General features: G+C 48.3%; 21 protein-coding genes. 12 read left to right on the top strand and 9 right to left on the bottom strand.

Going from position 1 to position 14,823, the window contains the following annotated elements:
- Positions 1-40: 40 nt before the first annotated feature.
- Positions 41-1,252, bottom strand: a complete 1,212-nt coding sequence (gene punC / locus ACF8OF_RS15005) for a purine nucleoside transporter PunC (RefSeq protein ID WP_262861048.1) — start codon at positions 1,250-1,252, stop codon at positions 41-43.
- 121 nt (positions 1,253-1,373) lie between these two features.
- Here punC and punR point away from each other — a divergent pair, with 121 nt between their 5' ends.
- The gene (gene punR / locus ACF8OF_RS15000) at positions 1,374-2,276 is read left to right on the top strand and encodes a DNA-binding transcriptional activator PunR (protein WP_262861047.1); all 903 of its coding nucleotides are present in this window, start codon (positions 1,374-1,376) and stop codon (positions 2,274-2,276) included.
- A 3-nt stretch (positions 2,277-2,279) separates the two neighbouring features.
- Here the strand turns inward: punR and purR are convergent, their stop codons facing one another.
- On the bottom strand, positions 2,280-3,305 hold the full coding sequence (purR, locus tag ACF8OF_RS14995) for an HTH-type transcriptional repressor PurR (RefSeq protein ID WP_025152991.1): 1,026 nt from the start codon (positions 3,303-3,305) through the stop codon (positions 2,280-2,282).
- Positions 3,306-3,581: 276 nt separating this feature from the next.
- Here purR and ACF8OF_RS14990 point away from each other — a divergent pair, with 276 nt between their 5' ends.
- The gene (locus ACF8OF_RS14990; RefSeq protein ID WP_108695365.1) at positions 3,582-3,665 is read left to right on the top strand and encodes a YnhF family membrane protein; all 84 of its coding nucleotides are present in this window, start codon (positions 3,582-3,584) and stop codon (positions 3,663-3,665) included.
- A gap of 66 nt (positions 3,666-3,731) precedes the next feature.
- Here the strand turns inward: ACF8OF_RS14990 and sodB are convergent, their stop codons facing one another.
- Positions 3,732-4,310, bottom strand: coding sequence for a superoxide dismutase [Fe] (gene sodB / locus ACF8OF_RS14985; RefSeq protein ID WP_262861046.1), 579 nt, complete (start codon positions 4,308-4,310; stop codon positions 3,732-3,734).
- A gap of 395 nt (positions 4,311-4,705) precedes the next feature.
- On the opposite strand from sodB, the gene ACF8OF_RS14980 reads away from it, so the two are divergent.
- Positions 4,706-5,017, top strand: coding sequence for a hypothetical protein (locus ACF8OF_RS14980; protein ID WP_279799549.1), 312 nt, complete (start codon positions 4,706-4,708; stop codon positions 5,015-5,017).
- 69 nt (positions 5,018-5,086) lie between these two features.
- The gene (locus ACF8OF_RS14975) at positions 5,087-5,626 is read left to right on the top strand and encodes a DUF2058 domain-containing protein (RefSeq protein ID WP_025152987.1); all 540 of its coding nucleotides are present in this window, start codon (positions 5,087-5,089) and stop codon (positions 5,624-5,626) included.
- 24 nt (positions 5,627-5,650) lie between these two features.
- Here the strand turns inward: ACF8OF_RS14975 and ACF8OF_RS14970 are convergent, their stop codons facing one another.
- Positions 5,651-6,349 carry an RluA family pseudouridine synthase gene (locus ACF8OF_RS14970; protein WP_369444162.1) on the bottom strand — a complete coding sequence of 233 codons (699 nt, stop codon included), beginning with the start codon at positions 6,347-6,349 and terminating at the stop codon, positions 5,651-5,653.
- Positions 6,350-6,529: 180 nt separating this feature from the next.
- Between ACF8OF_RS14970 and ACF8OF_RS14965 the strand changes: the two genes are divergently transcribed.
- Positions 6,530-6,925, top strand: a complete 396-nt coding sequence (locus ACF8OF_RS14965) for an anti-virulence regulator CigR family protein (protein WP_392505290.1) — start codon at positions 6,530-6,532, stop codon at positions 6,923-6,925.
- Between the two features lie 38 nt (positions 6,926-6,963).
- Here the strand turns inward: ACF8OF_RS14965 and rhtB are convergent, their stop codons facing one another.
- Entirely contained in the window at positions 6,964-7,509 is a 546-nt protein-coding gene (gene rhtB, locus ACF8OF_RS14960; RefSeq protein ID WP_392497058.1) for a homoserine/homoserine lactone efflux protein, read from the bottom strand.
- An 18-nt stretch (positions 7,510-7,527) separates the two neighbouring features.
- Here rhtB and ACF8OF_RS14955 point away from each other — a divergent pair, with 18 nt between their 5' ends.
- The gene (locus ACF8OF_RS14955; protein ID WP_392497371.1) at positions 7,528-7,731 is read left to right on the top strand and encodes a hypothetical protein; all 204 of its coding nucleotides are present in this window, start codon (positions 7,528-7,530) and stop codon (positions 7,729-7,731) included.
- Complete coding sequence (locus tag ACF8OF_RS14950; protein WP_392497057.1) at positions 7,686-8,009, top strand: antitermination protein; 324 nt, start codon at positions 7,686-7,688, stop codon at positions 8,007-8,009. Before ACF8OF_RS14955 ends, ACF8OF_RS14950 begins: the two co-directional genes overlap by 46 nt.
- Before the next feature lie 94 nt (positions 8,010-8,103).
- Here ACF8OF_RS14950 and ACF8OF_RS14945 read toward each other — a convergent pair whose 3' ends face one another.
- Positions 8,104-9,240, bottom strand: a complete 1,137-nt coding sequence (locus ACF8OF_RS14945; protein WP_392497056.1) for a FliC/FljB family flagellin — start codon at positions 9,238-9,240, stop codon at positions 8,104-8,106.
- A 716-nt stretch (positions 9,241-9,956) separates the two neighbouring features.
- Here ACF8OF_RS14945 and ACF8OF_RS14940 point away from each other — a divergent pair.
- The 3 genes from ACF8OF_RS14940 (at position 9,957) to ACF8OF_RS14930 (ending at position 11,582) form a co-directional block, all read left to right on the top strand.
- Positions 9,957-10,166 carry a terminase small subunit gene (locus ACF8OF_RS14940; protein WP_279798014.1) on the top strand — a complete coding sequence of 70 codons (210 nt, stop codon included), beginning with the start codon at positions 9,957-9,959 and terminating at the stop codon, positions 10,164-10,166.
- A gap of 179 nt (positions 10,167-10,345) precedes the next feature.
- On the top strand, positions 10,346-10,687 hold the full coding sequence (locus tag ACF8OF_RS14935; RefSeq protein ID WP_392497055.1) for a Grx4 family monothiol glutaredoxin: 342 nt from the start codon (positions 10,346-10,348) through the stop codon (positions 10,685-10,687).
- A gap of 139 nt (positions 10,688-10,826) precedes the next feature.
- Positions 10,827-11,582, top strand: coding sequence for a hypothetical protein (locus ACF8OF_RS14930; protein WP_392497054.1), 756 nt, complete (start codon positions 10,827-10,829; stop codon positions 11,580-11,582).
- Between the two features lie 38 nt (positions 11,583-11,620).
- Here ACF8OF_RS14930 and rnt read toward each other — a convergent pair whose 3' ends face one another.
- Together rnt and gloA are read right to left on the bottom strand one after the other, a co-directional pair.
- The gene (gene rnt, locus ACF8OF_RS14925) at positions 11,621-12,268 is read right to left on the bottom strand and encodes a ribonuclease T (protein WP_046893530.1); all 648 of its coding nucleotides are present in this window, start codon (positions 12,266-12,268) and stop codon (positions 11,621-11,623) included.
- Between the two features lie 120 nt (positions 12,269-12,388).
- Positions 12,389-12,796 (bottom strand): lactoylglutathione lyase, encoded by a 408-nt coding sequence (gene gloA / locus ACF8OF_RS14920; protein WP_004235481.1) that lies wholly within the window; start codon positions 12,794-12,796, stop codon positions 12,389-12,391.
- 152 nt (positions 12,797-12,948) lie between these two features.
- On the opposite strand from gloA, the gene ACF8OF_RS14915 reads away from it, so the two are divergent.
- Together ACF8OF_RS14915 and slyA are read left to right on the top strand one after the other, a co-directional pair.
- Positions 12,949-13,185: a DUF1289 domain-containing protein gene (locus ACF8OF_RS14915; RefSeq protein ID WP_262861754.1), complete on the top strand. Its 237-nt coding sequence runs from the start codon at positions 12,949-12,951 to the stop codon at positions 13,183-13,185.
- 520 nt (positions 13,186-13,705) lie between these two features.
- Entirely contained in the window at positions 13,706-14,140 is a 435-nt protein-coding gene (gene slyA, locus ACF8OF_RS14910; protein WP_274370325.1) for a transcriptional regulator SlyA, read from the top strand.
- Positions 14,141-14,199: 59 nt separating this feature from the next.
- Here the strand turns inward: slyA and ACF8OF_RS14905 are convergent, their stop codons facing one another.
- Positions 14,200-14,667 (bottom strand): glycine zipper 2TM domain-containing protein, encoded by a 468-nt coding sequence (locus ACF8OF_RS14905; protein ID WP_262859473.1) that lies wholly within the window; start codon positions 14,665-14,667, stop codon positions 14,200-14,202.
- Between the last annotated feature and the right edge of the window lie 156 nt (positions 14,668-14,823).

The following is a 14,823-nucleotide window of genomic DNA, read 5'->3' as shown; positions in this document are numbered from 1 at the left end:
ACGGCCCGCAATTAGGAATATTCTTAATACGTGTTTCAGTCTATTGATTTTGTTCCGCAATAGTCACGGAGGTGCGCGAAGAGCGGCGCTGAATAATATAACCGCCGATAGTCAGTACCACGGTTGCCGCCATGACTGCGGTGGTGGAGAGCAGGGGGTCATGCATCAGCGCGGAGACCAGAAAACTGATCGCAGAACATAAACCGAGCTGAATCGCATTCTGTAATGCTGCCGCTTTACCGCTGTGCTCCGGATAAACCGCCAGGGCGTTTGATACCGCAATCGGGTAAGACGCACCATTCATTGCCGCCATAAAGCAGAACGGGATCAGGATCGCCACCAGTGACGGGTTGCTGAATTTCGCCATAACATACAACCCGATCATGCTGACGGCATAACCGGCCAGCAGGAACGGCAGCAGGGTTTTACCGTTAATCCGCGACAGCAGGGCACGGCAGCCGTAGCCCCCGACCATAAAGGCGATCGTTTGCGGGATATAGCTCAGGCCGATATCATTCGGGTTATAACCCATATCGCGCAGAATAAACGGCGAACCGGTCAGCCAGGCAAAGAAACCGGCACTGCATGCGGCATAAATCAGCACGTTACCGCTGTAGACCGGGGACTTCAGCAAACGGAAAAAGGAGATTTTCTGTTTTTCTGTTTTGGCTGCATCCGGCGCAATATGGCGCTTTTCTTTCAGCATCAGGGTCGGGATCAGTACCAGCAGGGTGATCCCGCCGAGTACGAGGAAAATCTCATGCCAGCCGCCGTGGTTGAGCAGCCATGCGCCCAGTAACGGCGCCAGTGCCGGGGAAAGTGCCACCAGCGGCATAATCGCGGCAAAGACACGCTGCGCGCGGTGATCATCATAACGGTCGATAACCAGTGCCTGCCAGGTGACCGCTGCGGAGCAGACGCTGACCGCCTGCACAAAGCGCAGTAATAATAGCTGCGCCGGGGTGGAAACCCAGACCATGGCCAGGCAGCTCAGGGCAAACAGGCCGAGACCCATCAGCAGAACCGGCTTGCGGCCGATTTTATCGGAGAGTGGTCCCCATAACAGCTGACCGATGGCAAAGCCGACCAGGAAGATACTCAGACTGGCGCTGATAGCGCTGGCAGTGGAGTTTAGAGAGTCCTGCATCATACCGAATGCAGGCAGATACATATCAATCGCGAGGTAACCCAGCATGCTGAGCCCGGCGAGATAAAAGAGAAAGCCGCGGGAAGGCGATTTATTGACAGTCACAGAGAAATACCTGAATGTTAAATAAGTGTAATGCGTGAGTTGTTATTTTAACTATTCGAGTTTTTCTTTGTAAAACGTTATTATTTGCACACTGCTGTGAAATTTTTTGAAAGGAAGAATTATGTGGTCAGAATATACGCTGGATGTGGTGGATGCTGTGGCACGGACAGGCAGTTTCAGTGCGGCGGCAGAGGAACTGCACCGGGTGCCTTCTGCCATCAGCTACAGCGTTCGTCAGCTGGAAGAGTGGCTGGCGGTTCCGCTGTTTGAACGGCGTCACCGGGATGTTGAACTGACACCTGCCGGGGCATTATTTGTCAAAGAAGCGCGTGATGTTATCAAAAAAATGAAATCCACACGCCACCAGTGCCAGATGATTGCCAACGGCTGGCGCGGGCAGTTCAGTATTGCCGTTGACTGTATCGTAAAACCGGAACGGATAACGCGACTTCTGCTGGATTTTTATCATCATTTTCCGGATATCGAGTTGTATATTTATCCGGAGGTGTTTAACGGGGTGTGGGATGCGCTGGTGGACAGACGGGTGGATGTGGCCATCGGCGCGACACGCGCATCCCCGATCGGCGAGCGTTATAATTTCCGTGATATGGGGTTTATGCCGTGGCGTGCGGTGGTCAGCCCGGATCATCCGCTGGCCTCTGCCGGTCATGTCCTGACCAATGAGGAGATGGTGCCGTACCCGAGTTTATGTCTGGAAGACACCTCGCGTTCCCTGCCGAAACGCGACACGTGGGCACTGGATAATCAGCGCCGCCTGGTGGTGCCGGACTGGGATCGCGGGATTGCCTGTGTGGAATCGGGATTATGTGTGGCAATGATGCCGGCGCACCGGGCCGATCCGCTGATTAAAGAGGGGCGGCTGGCAGCGCTGAAGATAGAGCAGCCATTGCCGGACAGCCCGTGCTGTATCACCTGGGTGGATAAAGATACCTCGCCGGCACTGAGCTGGCTGCTCGATTATCTCGGGGACAGCAGTACACTCAATGCCGAATGGCTGCGCTGATCCTCAGCGGCGGTAATCGATAAACGGACCATCTGCCACGGAGCGGCGTTCGACGAGGCGCGGATGCACCTCAATGGTCTGTGCATCTTCGCGTTTGTTGACGATACGGTCGAGCAGCATGGTCAGCGCCATCTGTCCCAGCCGCTCTTTCGGCTGGTGGATGGTGGTCAGAGCAGGGGTAAAGTAGCGGGCGTTACGGATATTGTCATACCCGATCACAGAAATATCCTGCGGCACACGCAGGCCCATTTCATCAGCCGCGCAAATTGCGCCCATCGCCATGGCATCCCCGCCGCAGAATACCGCGGTCGGGCGCTGTTTGCCGGATAAAATCTGTGCCATCGCCTGATAACCGGAATCCGGTTCAAAATCGCCCTGAACAATCCATTCATCACGCACCGTAATGCCGGCTTCTTTCATTGCTTTGCGGAATCCTTCCAGACGGTTGCCGCCGGTGTTTCGCTCAAGCGGCCCCGGAATAACCGCGATATCACGGTGACCGCGTTCAATCAGGTAACGACCGGCAAGATAACCGCCGTGCAGGGCGTTATCAATAATCGCATCGGTGAAATCCCCGCGCGCTTTGCCCCAGTCCATTACCACCATCGGGATATTGCGGTAGCCTTCCAGCATGGCAATCAGCTGATCCGGATATTCAGAACACATCACCAGCAGACCATCGACCCGCTTTTGTGCCAGCATCGCCAGGTAGGCTTTCTGCTTGTCAGGATTATTGTGAGAGTTGCACAGCACCAGGGTATAGCCTTTGCTGTAGCAGCTGTTTTCCACCGCCTCAATCACTTCCGCAAAATACGGCGCTTCACTGGAGGTGGCCAGCAGCCCGATGGACTTGGTGTTATTGACTTTCAGACTGCGCGCCACGGCGCTCGGTGAATAGTGCAACTCTTTGATAGCAGCCCAGACAGCCGCCTTCGTTTCTTCCGCAACGAAACGGGTATTATTAATGACATGGGAGACGGTTGTGGTAGAGACGCCCGAGCGCTTAGCCACATCTTTAATCGTTGCCATGATGAAAACAACTCCTGACCTGCCGGTCTGTATTTTATTATTCGGTTAATCGATTGCTATTATAGTGCCATTATGCGGTAACAATAGAAAAATTTCTGTAAAAACAGGCATTGTTGTCTGATCCGGGTCAAAAGTAAAAAATATTACCTGTGCTATGGTTATTGATATGGTCAGCTATTCGGATTTTCCGGTCAGACCATCCGTTTTAATTATTTTGATGATTCAGGATGTCAGGTAATCATCATTGGTCATTAAGCAGCTATTTTGGAGATAGGAATGGATACAGATCTGAAATATGGTTTGTCAACCGCAGTTGCGGCACTGGTTATGATCGTATTATTTGCAACAATGCTTTTCTGATACACCCCCATCAATACAAAAGGGCGGAAAATTCCGCCCTTTCTTGGTTAACAGTATTTTTACGGATTACGCCAGGTTTTCTTCCGCAAATTTCCAGTTCACTAATGCCCAGAAGTTTTCCAGGTATTTAGGACGGGCATTACGGTAGTCGATATAATAAGCGTGTTCCCAGACATCGACGGTTAAGATGGGTTTGTCGTTACCGCTGACCGGGGTTGCCGCGTTAGAGGTATTGACGATAGCCAGGCTGCCGTCTGCTTTTTTCACCAGCCATGTCCAGCCGGAACCGAAGTTTTTCACTGCGGCATCGGTAAACTGCTGTTTGAATTCGGCAAATGAACCGAACGCGTTGTTAATCGCATCCGCAATTTTACCGGTTGGCTCGCCACCGGCGTTTGGTGCCAGGCAGTGCCAGTAGAACGTGTGGTTCCAGACCTGGGCGGCGTTATTGAAGATACCGGCATCAGAGGTTTTGATAATCTCTTCCAGTGATTTACCTTCAAACGCGGTGCCTTTGATCAGGTTATTCAGATTAACCACATAAGTGTTGTGGTGTTTACCGTAGTGGTATTCCAGTGTTTCTTCAGAAATATAGGGCGCTAATGCATTTTTTGCATAAGGCAGTGCAGGTAATTCAAACGACATTGCATTCTCCTTGTTAAGGTTAAATCAGTAACCTCATCACAGACGGGTTACTGTTATTATTCTGCGAATTATCTTAACAAGTTTTGTCATAAAAAACAGCGTGAAATACCGGGGGTGATGTTATTCACATTGTGAAAGATAAAATTGCCCACAGAATGATATCCGTCACAATAAAGGCGATAAGCAAGGTGTACAGCTTATGGCGGCAGATCCAGTTATAATAGCGTTTCATTCTGTCTTCCCCGTATGACTGCGGAATCTTAACTATAACGGGTTTACCGGCTGAAATCCGCGCAGGTTTAACCATTTTACAAAATGCGTGACAGCGGCCGCCGTTTGTCAACCGGCAGCAGACCCTTTACAATCTGCGCTATGACAAAAGTACAAGAATGTTCATGATGCTGGCAGACTATATTTCCCGCGCGATACAAAACCATACTGATTGCAATGCGATTTGTGACCATTATCAGAAAGATGAACTCTCCGAAGTGATCCGGCGGGTCCGCAAATGGCAGTTCCGCGACGGTATTGAGCTGATGTGCAGTGAAGAGATAGAAACTGCCGTACAGAGCGGAGACGAACAGTGCCCCGAGCAGTGGATAGTCTGGTCTGTCACCGGGGATAATGCGAAAACGGTTTCTCCGCAGCACAAAGAATTTTTCAGTCTGTGCCAGCAGGGTTACTGGCTGAAAATGCAGCTGGCCTGACGTACCGGATACAATCCTGAAAATTACCGGTATAATTACCGGCAATATTAAACTGATTCAGAAAAGACAATGACAAAACTCACATTACAAGAGCAGATGCTGAAAGCCGGACTGGTGACCAGCAAAAAAATGGACAAAGTCCGCAGAACAGCAAAAAAATCGCGTGTTCAGGCCCGTGAGGCCAGAGAAGCGGTGGAAGAGAATAAAAAAGCCCAGCTTGAGCGTGATAAACAGCTGAGTGAGCAGCAAAAACAGGCTGTTTTATCCCGGGAATATAAAGCTCAGGTGAAACAGCTGATTGAAATGAACCGGATTATTATTTCAAAAGGCAATATTGATTTTAATTTCACCGACAACAACGTGATTAAAAGCATTGCCGTGGACAAAACCACACAGTCTCAGCTGATCAGCGGGCGCCTGGCAATTGCCCGGTTAAGCACGGAAAACAGCAGTGTGAGTGAATATGCCATTATCCCGGCGGTTGTTGCGGATAAAATCACACAGCGTGATGCGGAAAGCATTGTGTTAAATAATGCGCTGGCACAGGACGAAGCAGACGAAGACGATCCGTATGCTGATTTTAAAATCCCGGATGATTTAATGTGGTGATCTGAATCTGCCTGCTTCCCCTGTTCAGAACGGGCAGGGACTGCGGGCATTGATCGGTTCGCCGCTGACCGGATGCACAAAATTCAGCTCCCCGGCATGCAGCATCAGTCGCGGAATATTTTCAGTACCCGGCAATAGTTTCCCGCCATAGAGATCACACCCTAAAATCGGATGGCCCAGATACTGACAATGAATGCGGAGCTGATGCGTGCGACCGGTTTCCGGTGTCAGTGCCACCCGCGTGACCGGCAGAGAGAGTCCGTCTTCCGTTTCATAATAAAAGCGCTCAGTCACCTGATAATGTGAACGGGCCGGTTTTCCCCGGACAGCACATAGCGTCATGCGCGGAAACAGTGCCGGATCTTTGGCAATCGCCGCATCAATTATTCCTTCATTCTCATTCAGATGCCCGCACAACAGGGCACTGTAACCTTTCTGCACTGTACGCTGACTGAACTGACGACAAAGTGCGGCATTGATCACTTTGTTGCAGGCCACCACCAGCAGCCCGGAGGTACCGAAATCCAGCCGGTGTACCAGTGTGCAGCCGGGAAACAGTTGCACCAGCCGGTAATGCACAGAATCCAGATTCTGCGGATTTTTTCCCGAAAGACTGAGAAGCCCGGCTGGTTTATTAATCAGCAGCAGGTGTTCATCCTGATACAGAATGTCAATCTGCTCAGGGCACGGCGGGGCGATAAAGGTATCGGTAATGTCAGACATCGGGCTATCCGGATAAAAAGCGGAAGGGGATGATAACCAATTTTCAGTACAGTGGCGAATCATGTTGTCCGGATATCCTATTGCGTAATTCTGCGGAATGATCAACGCTCATTATCAGTATTAATACGCAGGGGTTGTGTTATGCGCAGATTGACACAGGTATGTAACGCAGTGCTGTTGATGACCGGACTTTTAGCGGTGCCGGTATCGTCTTATGCGGACCGGGATCATGATAAAAGACACGGTCACCGGTATGAGCATAATCACGGTCATTATAAGCACAGAGATAATCATTACCATAAGTACAAAAAAGATCTGACTTACGCACAGGCACGCTGGCTGGCGTCAGAAAACGGACTACCCGGATATCACGCGCTGCCGCCGGGAATAGCGAAAAACCTTGCCAGAGGAAAACCACTCCCTCCGGGCATTGCAAAACGCGCAGTACCTGCCCATATGCGTGACCGACTGCCGCATTATCCGGGCTATGAGTGGAAAATAGCCGGTGACGATTTAGTGCTTATTGCACTGAGTACCGCGGTGGTGACCTACATTATTAATGATGTTTTTGAGTAGCGATATAACGCCCCGCAAATAACGGGGCGTATTCCGGTTCAGGCCGGACGGGTAAAAGCCAGCAGGGCTCCGACCAGCATAAATAATGATCCGAACACTTTATTCATGGTGCGGGTCTGTGCCGGGCTTTTGATAAATACGGCAATCTGACGTGCCAGTACGGCATACCCCGTCATCACAATAATATCAGCGGCAACAGTAGTGACACCCAGAATCAGATACTGCATCAGCTGAGGCTGGTGCGGCATAATAAACTGCGGAAACAGCGCCGCGAGAAAAACAATGCTTTTGGGATTCGAGATATTCACCAGCACGCCGTTCTGATACAGCTTTTTGCGTGACAGCGTTGCTGCCGGTGTATTCAGTTCAATGGTTCCCGCTGCCCGCCACTGGCGGATCCCCAGCCGGATAAGATAGGCCGCGCCGGCCCATTTCAGTATTTCAAAGGCCAGAACCGATTGTGACAGTAATGTCCCCAATCCGACACCAACCAAAATGATCAGCAGTGACAGGCCGGTCTGCAACCCGGCAATGGCCGCAATCGCGCCCGCGCCGGGAGACAGACTGACAATCACGGATGTCATCAGATAGGCAAACCACCAATGGCGTTTGAGGATTACGCCCGTTCAGCGGGTTCTGTCTGCCAGTGTCAGGACTGCGGCGGAAAAGGACTGATTTGTCGCCGGAAAGAGGTGGTGAAGCATCCGGGTATCACCAATATGGAGGGTACTGTGATTGTTGAGCCGATAGTCCGTACTGAGTGCGCTGGCGAACTGTGTATGACCTGCAATGGGAAGGGCAGTTAACCCACCGGTGCCAGTGCAGAGGCCGGGGAAAAGTTCCGGATGAGGAACAGACATTGTTACAAGGCGTTCCGGTTATCAAGGATTGCCCGCGTTGTTCCGGAAGAGGTTACCGGCGGGTACCATCATCTGTGGCATACAATGCAATTAAGCATCTTGTTCCTGATTTAACCCAATCCAGCTGGTCACGAAACCGGAAGCCATTTTACGAGGCGTTAACAGGGAAGTGTTATATAGAGGAGAATAAAGCAGAGATGTTTTTTAATAAAGCCACTCGCTAATTGTTGAATGAATTGTACCGGTTTATGCACTTAACCGGTATTGATAAAAAAGCCCGGCATAATACGATGCCGGGCTTATTGATATCAGGACAGATTAACGCAGCAGAGTCAGAACGTTCTGCGGAACCTGGTTTGCCTGTGCCAGAACAGTGGTACCCGCTGACTGCAGGATGTTCGCACGGCTCATGTTAGATACTTCTACCGCGAAGTCTGCATCCAGGATACGGGCACGGGATTCAGACAGGTTGATAACGGTGTTATCCAGGTTGCTGATAACAGAGTTAAAGCGGTTCTGGGAAGCACCCAGACCTGAACGCATGGCATCAACCTGTGCTAATGCATCGTCCATGGTCTGCAGGGTTGTCAGACTTTTAACTACCGGGTCTGTTTTTGCATCTACAGCAGTTGCAGCCCCAAAGCTAACTTCTGAAGGAGCGGCCGGCCCCGGAACAGCTGGTACCTCTGCTTTAACAGTGGCTACACTCGTTTTCCAGGTACCATCTTTATCAACACCAATAAATGCAGTATTACCATCCGCGCCAGTGTAAGCATACATCTTATTGCCTGCATCACCTTTATTCGCACCGAACAGTTTATCTTCAAGATTATCAATATCTTGTGCAGACAATATATGCTTGTCAGCACCAGCAGCACCACCAACAATCTGCATTCCTTCAGTAACCTCAGATGTCGCCACCATATTCATGATGCTGAAGCCTTCCAGACCCAGTGTTGCGGTGTCGATCTTGCCTAAGTTGATATCGATAGTCTGGCCATCGTTCGCACCAACCTGGATGCTCAGCGTCTGATCTTTGCTCAGCACTTTGATGCCGTTGAATTCAGTCTGCTGAGAAACACGGTTGATTTCAGCCAGACGCTGGTCGATTTCGTCCTGGATAGACTGACGGTCAGATTCGGAGTTAGTACCGTTGGCTGCCTGAACGCTTAAACGACGGATGTTCTGCAGGTTATCGTTGATTTCGTTCAGTGCGCCTTCAGTCGTCTGCGCCAGGGAGATACCGTCGTTTGCGTTACGGGATGCCTGAGTCAGACCATTAATGTTAGCGGTGAAACGGTTACTGATCGCCTGACCTGCCGCATCGTCTTTTGCGCTGTTGATACGCAGACCGGAAGAAAGACGTTCGATAGCAGTACCCAGAGCAGCCTGTGATTTGTTCAGGTTATTCTGAGCCACCAGGCTCATGGCGTTGGTATTAATAATCTGTGGCATATTAGATCCTTTGATATATGTATGAATGAATAAGCACTCATATAAACTATCGGTATGACGAAAAAAAAAACTAAAGGGATAGCCTTAAATTAATTACAATGAATCTAAGGGGCGTCATAACAAGGCAGGGTGCTTTGGTATCACAGAGATTTGCAATAAGCGTGAACAAATGAAGGAGTGATGATTCCCTTCTAACCGTCCCTGGTTAGAGGGGCTGTAACGCACTGCACTATACATACCACGGATTACTACTTTAAAGTAAAGTTACTCGAATGCCAAGTAACTAAAACTATATCTGAAATAGCTATGCTGAGTTTGTCAATGTAAACCACAATTTCAAGTCTGTCCGGGAGTATCAGAAATATTTGACATATTTTGTTTCACTTTTGTGTGCATACAAAATAAGGACAGCACCGCATAGAACGGATAGCTCATAAATATATATTGTACCGGATGAACTGGTGACATCAGATATATTCGGGTGATTGAGAAACAGTAAGGACCAATTATGGCAGGATCAAACCGGAACGATCTACAAAAACAGTTTCTATCTGACTATGCCACCACAGGAAAATCCCCGAAAGAATGGTGTGAGATACAGGGACTGAATTACACAACAGCGCGGAGGCCACCAAAAAAACAGCAGCGCAAAGTGCGTAAATGACCCTGAGCGCAATAGCAATACACCGGATGCGCAGAGTAATAAACCTGACAATGTGCAAAATGATGAAACAGAGTTCAGCCTGCGCAATTACCGGCTTACAGATTTACAGGCTTGTTTCGTTACTGAGTATCTTATCGACTTGAACCGGACCGCTGCATATATACGGGCAGGAGGTAAATGTGAGGGGCATAACGCATATACCAGCGCAAGCAGGATGTATAGAAATGTCGGGGTCAACCGGGAAATTTTCGTAACTTACTGATACATAGTTAGAAAAAAGCGCAGTATGTAGTTTTTTGTTATATAAATAATAATCAACCGACAAGTTAACTTATTGATAAATTGGTTGTTGTTATAAATTCTTATGTTTTGCAGTGAAAAGTGGTATTCTGCGCGTATGTTAACACCGGTCTAACCGATCTGAAGTGAAGGACGTTTTACATGACGACGACTATTGAAAAAATCGAACGCCAGATTAAAGAAAACCCGATTCTGCTGTATATGAAAGGCTCCCCGAAACTGCCTAGCTGTGGTTTTTCCGCCCAGGCGGTGCAGGCGCTGGCTGCCTGTGAAGAGCGTTTTGCTTATGTGGATATTCTGCAGAACCCGGACATCCGTGCGGAATTACCAAAATACGCTAACTGGCCAACCTTCCCGCAACTGTGGGTTGATGGTGAGCTGGTCGGCGGCTGTGACATCATTATGGAAATGTTCCAGCGCGGTGAATTACAGCCACTGATTAAAGAAACCGCAGCAAAATACCGGATTGAAAACGAAGAATAATCCCGTCCTGTACTGTTTATAAAAGCCCCGCAGTGTTACCGCTGCGGGGCTTTTGTCTTTCTGATGGCGGCGAAATGAAAGTTGTTTATGCGATTCTTTTCTAGAGTGGCGGCATCGATGACACAAAAAGGACAAAAAGATGCAGCCAGTTTCAACAGGACAGAATGTCAGATTAACCGGGTATATTTCATATCAGGGAACCGATAGTATGATCGGTGACTTAAAAGAATCAGCCTCCGTAAAACAATCGGGTTTATCTGAGCGGTTCACTGAGATTCGTAACAGTGCAGCAGAGTTTTTCACAGCAGTGAAAGGCAAAATAAATAATGTGTTTGAGCCATTAGGGAACTGGATAAATAAAATAACAATCCGGGAAGAAAAAACGCAATCTGACGTTAATCAGAACGCACGGCTGGTGCTGGATATAGCACAGAAAAACGTACCGATCTATTTAGATAAAATCAATACATTCATGGGAGAAAATAAGCCTCTGACTGCCACTTCGCTGAATATATTCTCAACATACACACTGAGACCATTAGTCACATTTATGAGTGGTGTGAATAAAGTAAAAGGTATAGATAAAGCAGCAGAGTTATTCATAGACGGATTGATTAACAGAGTAAACCGCGTGTTATCCGGTGCTGTCGGTTTCGGTCTGAAGCCTGATGAAAAAGTAGATCAGCTCGGGTCAATTTGTGATGACGGAAAGGCAGCGGCTTATTTAGCCACAGAGAATTTTGAACAGAATTTCAACGCAAGAGTAATGGAGCTGGTGAAGGATATTCAGGAATTGATTATGGCTGACCTGATGGATCTCAGACCTGAAGAGGTCATCGCCCGGGAGAAACCGCAGACTGAGAATAACGCCTGGCGCCGGTTACCTGATAACTGACAGAAAAAAACGCCACCTCACGTTGAGGTGGCGTTTTCTTACTGATTACTTTCAGCCGCAGGCGGCCAGCCACCCAGTTTTTTCCAGCGGTTGACGATATCACAAAAGAGCAGGGAGGTGCGGTCAGTATCATACGCCGCGCCATGGGCCTGTTTACTGTCAAACGGGATACCGGCGGCGATACAGGCTTTTGCCAGAATCGTCTGTCCCAGCGATAACCCGCTTAATGCTGCCGTATCAAAGGTGGCAAACGGGTGAAACGGATTGCGTTTCAGCCCGCAGCGTGCTGCGGCTGCCATCACAAAGCTGTGATCAAAATTCGCATTGTGCGCCACGATAATTGCCCGCTTGCAATCCGCATCTTTCATGCCTTTGCGCACCATTTTGAAAATGGCATGCAGAGCCTCATATTCTGTGACCGCATTACGCTCCGGGTCTGCCGGATTAATACCGGTGAAGGCCAAAGCAGCGGGATCAAGGTTTGCACCCTCAAAAGGCTGCACATTAAATTCAAGCCGCTGATCCGGCATCAGCCAGCCGTTATGATCCATTTTGACGGTAATGGCGGCGATTTCCAGCATACCATCGGTTGCGGCATTAAAACCGCCGGTTTCAACATCAATAACGACAGGGTAATAGCCGCGGAAACGTGCGCTCAGAGCATTGTGATTTTGATTTTCAGACATGGGACTCTTAGTTAAACAAACAAAACGCACTATTCTAGCGCGGCTTGCCGGAAGGAGAAAGGGCTGTTCAGTGCTGCGCCGGAAAAGAAGGATCGTTCTGATCCTTCTTGCCGGGATAAATCAGTTACCGAGCGCAGCCCCGGCACTTTTATTTTCAATTAATTCAATTTTATAGCCGTCCGGGTCTTCCACAAAAGCGATAATGGTGGTGCCGCCCTTAACCGGACCGGCTTCACGGGTCACATTGCCGCCTGCTTTGCGGATAGCGTCACAGGTCGCCGCAACATCATCCACGCCGAGTGCGATATGGCCGAATGCGGTTCCCATCTCATAGGAATCCGTGCCCCAGTTATAGGTCAGTTCGATAACAGAGCCTTCACTTTCGTCACTGTAACCCACGAAAGCCAGAGAATATTTATATTCCGGGTTTTCACTGGTGCGCAGTAAACGCATGCCGAGGACCTTGGTGTAAAAATCGACAGAACGTTGCATATCACCCACGCGGAGCATGGTATGGAGTACACGCATAAAGTAACCTCTCAGAGTGCTTTCAGTTATTTATCAGTAATGGCTCATACTATAACGTGATAATTGACTACAATTCAAATTATCAGGATGCTGATGGTTACAGGATAACCATGACCTGTCCGGCAGGGCATCAGACAAAAGGACATCAGCCGATGGCAGAACAACTTCACTTTTTTGATATCCCTTCACCGTGTGTGGGGATATGTCAGCTGAATGAAAAAGGCTACTGCCGGGGATGCTACCGGAGCCGTGATGAGCGTTTTCAGTGGCTGTCGCTGAGTAACGCGCAAAAAGAAAATGTGATTCGCTTGTGCCGCCAGCGCCGTTACAGGGCGATAAAGAGTGAAACACCACCGGAAACACCATCCGGACAGTTAGATCTGTTTTAAAGACATAGTTATAAGCCTAAATATTAGAAGGGTATTAATATATGTGGGTTATTTAGTGTTACTAATTTATATATTATATAAATGATATTTTTCATTGTATTTAAATTTATAATCAAGAATGAAATTATACAAATAAAATATAAAATCACCACATTAGCCGTGAATGACGATATGTTTTAATAACTCACTGTTTAATAAGTTAAATTATTAAAATTCAACTATTTTTTGTTAAAAATAAAATGGTGGTTATGTAAAAAAATATAGATCACGACAGTGATGATCGCTATTCTTAATACGGAACAAGTTCACCCGCTTAATCAATTAAATTTGTATAAAAAGCTAATTATTTCATTGGCAATAATTTTGGTCATGAAATAAGCGGGAATTGTTTTTTTATTACGCAGCAATATTGCGTCCGCTGTCAATGAGCACAATAGTGCAGCGTTTCTTTTTATTGGGTGATTGAAAGACATGATGGCGTGCATATACGTCCGTACCGTATTCACATAAGGAGAAATTTGTGGAGTTAACATTGGGATCAGACTTAGCGAGGTTAGTACGGGTTTGGCGATCACTGATTGACCACCGGCTTAAACCACTGAAACTCACACAGACACACTGGATTACACTCTACAATATCAGCCTGCTGCCACCGGATCAGTCTCAGATCCAACTGGCAAAAGCGATTGGTATTGAACAGCCGTCGCTGGTCCGCACGCTGGATCAACTGGAAGAAAAACGGTTAATCACACGGCATGTCTGCAGCAATGACCGCAGAGCAAAACGAATAAAACTGACAGAAGACGCAGAACCCTTTATCCGTGAAGTGGATGGGGTGATTGAAAAAACACGGCGTGAAATACTGGGCGGGATCACACAGGAAGAATTATACATGCTGGCGGAGATTATCAGGAAACTGGAAAATAATATTGTGCAGCTGCATAACCGTACGTAATGGCAGGTAATAAAAAAGGCGAAACGGGTGTTTCGCCTTTTGCCGGTAACGCGTAAAACTTAACGCGGAGATACGGTATACGTTGAACCGGATTTCGCGATACGGACACGCTGACCGACGGAGAACGGGGTTTTACCTTGTTTTTGTACAACAACAATGATTTCGCCGTTATCCTGTTTCAGTTCCAGCTCAACACCGGACGTGTTGTTTATGGCTGCCTGAACGTTCTGGCCTGCAACACCACCCGCAATAGCACCTGCTGCGGTTGCCAGAGTCTGACCGGTGCCGCCGCCGATAGTACTGCCTAAAATACCACCCAGAATCGCACCACCGGCCGCACCAAGGATATTTTCGTCACTGCCGCCCTGGATAGTCACCGGACGGGCGCTCATCACTGTACCATAGGTAACGGTCTGAACACGTTTCGCCTGGTCTGCACTATAAGTGTCACCACTCAGTGTGTCCATATTCACACAACCGGAAAGGGCCACGACGGCAAATACACCGACGAGAAAACGCTTATACATACTTGACTCCTGATTATTGTATTCACAGATTCAGATGTGTTCATTATCTGTAGTGTCATATCTTATCTATTATCGCAGAATAATTTAGCATTAAAAACGTTTTATTTTCATCTTCATTAGGAACAGCTTAAAGCGAACGACGATCGCAGCCAAGGT

The sequence above is a fragment of the Morganella sp. TYF_1 genome, assembly GCF_043105645.1.
Classification (GTDB): Bacteria; Pseudomonadota; Gammaproteobacteria; order Enterobacterales; family Enterobacteriaceae; genus Morganella; species Morganella morganii_B.
Note: the sequence above shows the minus strand (reverse complement) of the source record. Positions and strands in the feature narration are given on the sequence as shown.

What these genes read in the sequence shown, in the direction of transcription:
- ACF8OF_RS14955 (WP_392497371.1), top strand. Translation starts at nt 7,528, where the DNA reads ATGGCGTTTGAGGATTACGCCCGTTCAGCGGGTTCTGTCTGCCAGTGT.
- sodB (WP_262861046.1), bottom strand. Translation starts at nt 4,310, where the DNA reads ATGTCGTTTGAATTACCTGCACTGCCTTATGCAAAAAATGCATTAGCG.
- rnt (WP_046893530.1), bottom strand. Translation starts at nt 12,268, where the DNA reads ATGTCTGAAAATCAAAATCACAATGCTCTGAGCGCACGTTTCCGCGGC.
- ACF8OF_RS14945 (WP_392497056.1), bottom strand. Translation starts at nt 9,240, where the DNA reads ATGCCACAGATTATTAATACCAACGCCATGAGCCTGGTGGCTCAGAAT.
- purR (WP_025152991.1), bottom strand. Translation starts at nt 3,305, where the DNA reads ATGGCAACGATTAAAGATGTGGCTAAGCGCTCGGGCGTCTCTACCACA.
- ACF8OF_RS14990 (WP_108695365.1), top strand. Translation starts at nt 3,582, where the DNA reads ATGGATACAGATCTGAAATATGGTTTGTCAACCGCAGTTGCGGCACTG.
- ACF8OF_RS14975 (WP_025152987.1), top strand. Translation starts at nt 5,087, where the DNA reads ATGACAAAACTCACATTACAAGAGCAGATGCTGAAAGCCGGACTGGTG.
- ACF8OF_RS14965 (WP_392505290.1), top strand. Translation starts at nt 6,530, where the DNA reads ATGACCGGACTTTTAGCGGTGCCGGTATCGTCTTATGCGGACCGGGAT.
- ACF8OF_RS14980 (WP_279799549.1), top strand. Translation starts at nt 4,706, where the DNA reads ATGATGCTGGCAGACTATATTTCCCGCGCGATACAAAACCATACTGAT.
- ACF8OF_RS14930 (WP_392497054.1), top strand. Translation starts at nt 10,827, where the DNA reads ATGCAGCCAGTTTCAACAGGACAGAATGTCAGATTAACCGGGTATATT.
- gloA (WP_004235481.1), bottom strand. Translation starts at nt 12,796, where the DNA reads ATGCGTGTACTCCATACCATGCTCCGCGTGGGTGATATGCAACGTTCT.
- ACF8OF_RS14905 (WP_262859473.1), bottom strand. Translation starts at nt 14,667, where the DNA reads ATGTATAAGCGTTTTCTCGTCGGTGTATTTGCCGTCGTGGCCCTTTCC.
- rhtB (WP_392497058.1), bottom strand. Translation starts at nt 7,509, where the DNA reads ATGACATCCGTGATTGTCAGTCTGTCTCCCGGCGCGGGCGCGATTGCG.
- ACF8OF_RS14970 (WP_369444162.1), bottom strand. Translation starts at nt 6,349, where the DNA reads ATGTCTGACATTACCGATACCTTTATCGCCCCGCCGTGCCCTGAGCAG.
- punR (WP_262861047.1), top strand. Translation starts at nt 1,374, where the DNA reads ATGTGGTCAGAATATACGCTGGATGTGGTGGATGCTGTGGCACGGACA.
- ACF8OF_RS14935 (WP_392497055.1), top strand. Translation starts at nt 10,346, where the DNA reads ATGACGACGACTATTGAAAAAATCGAACGCCAGATTAAAGAAAACCCG.
- ACF8OF_RS14915 (WP_262861754.1), top strand. Translation starts at nt 12,949, where the DNA reads ATGGCAGAACAACTTCACTTTTTTGATATCCCTTCACCGTGTGTGGGG.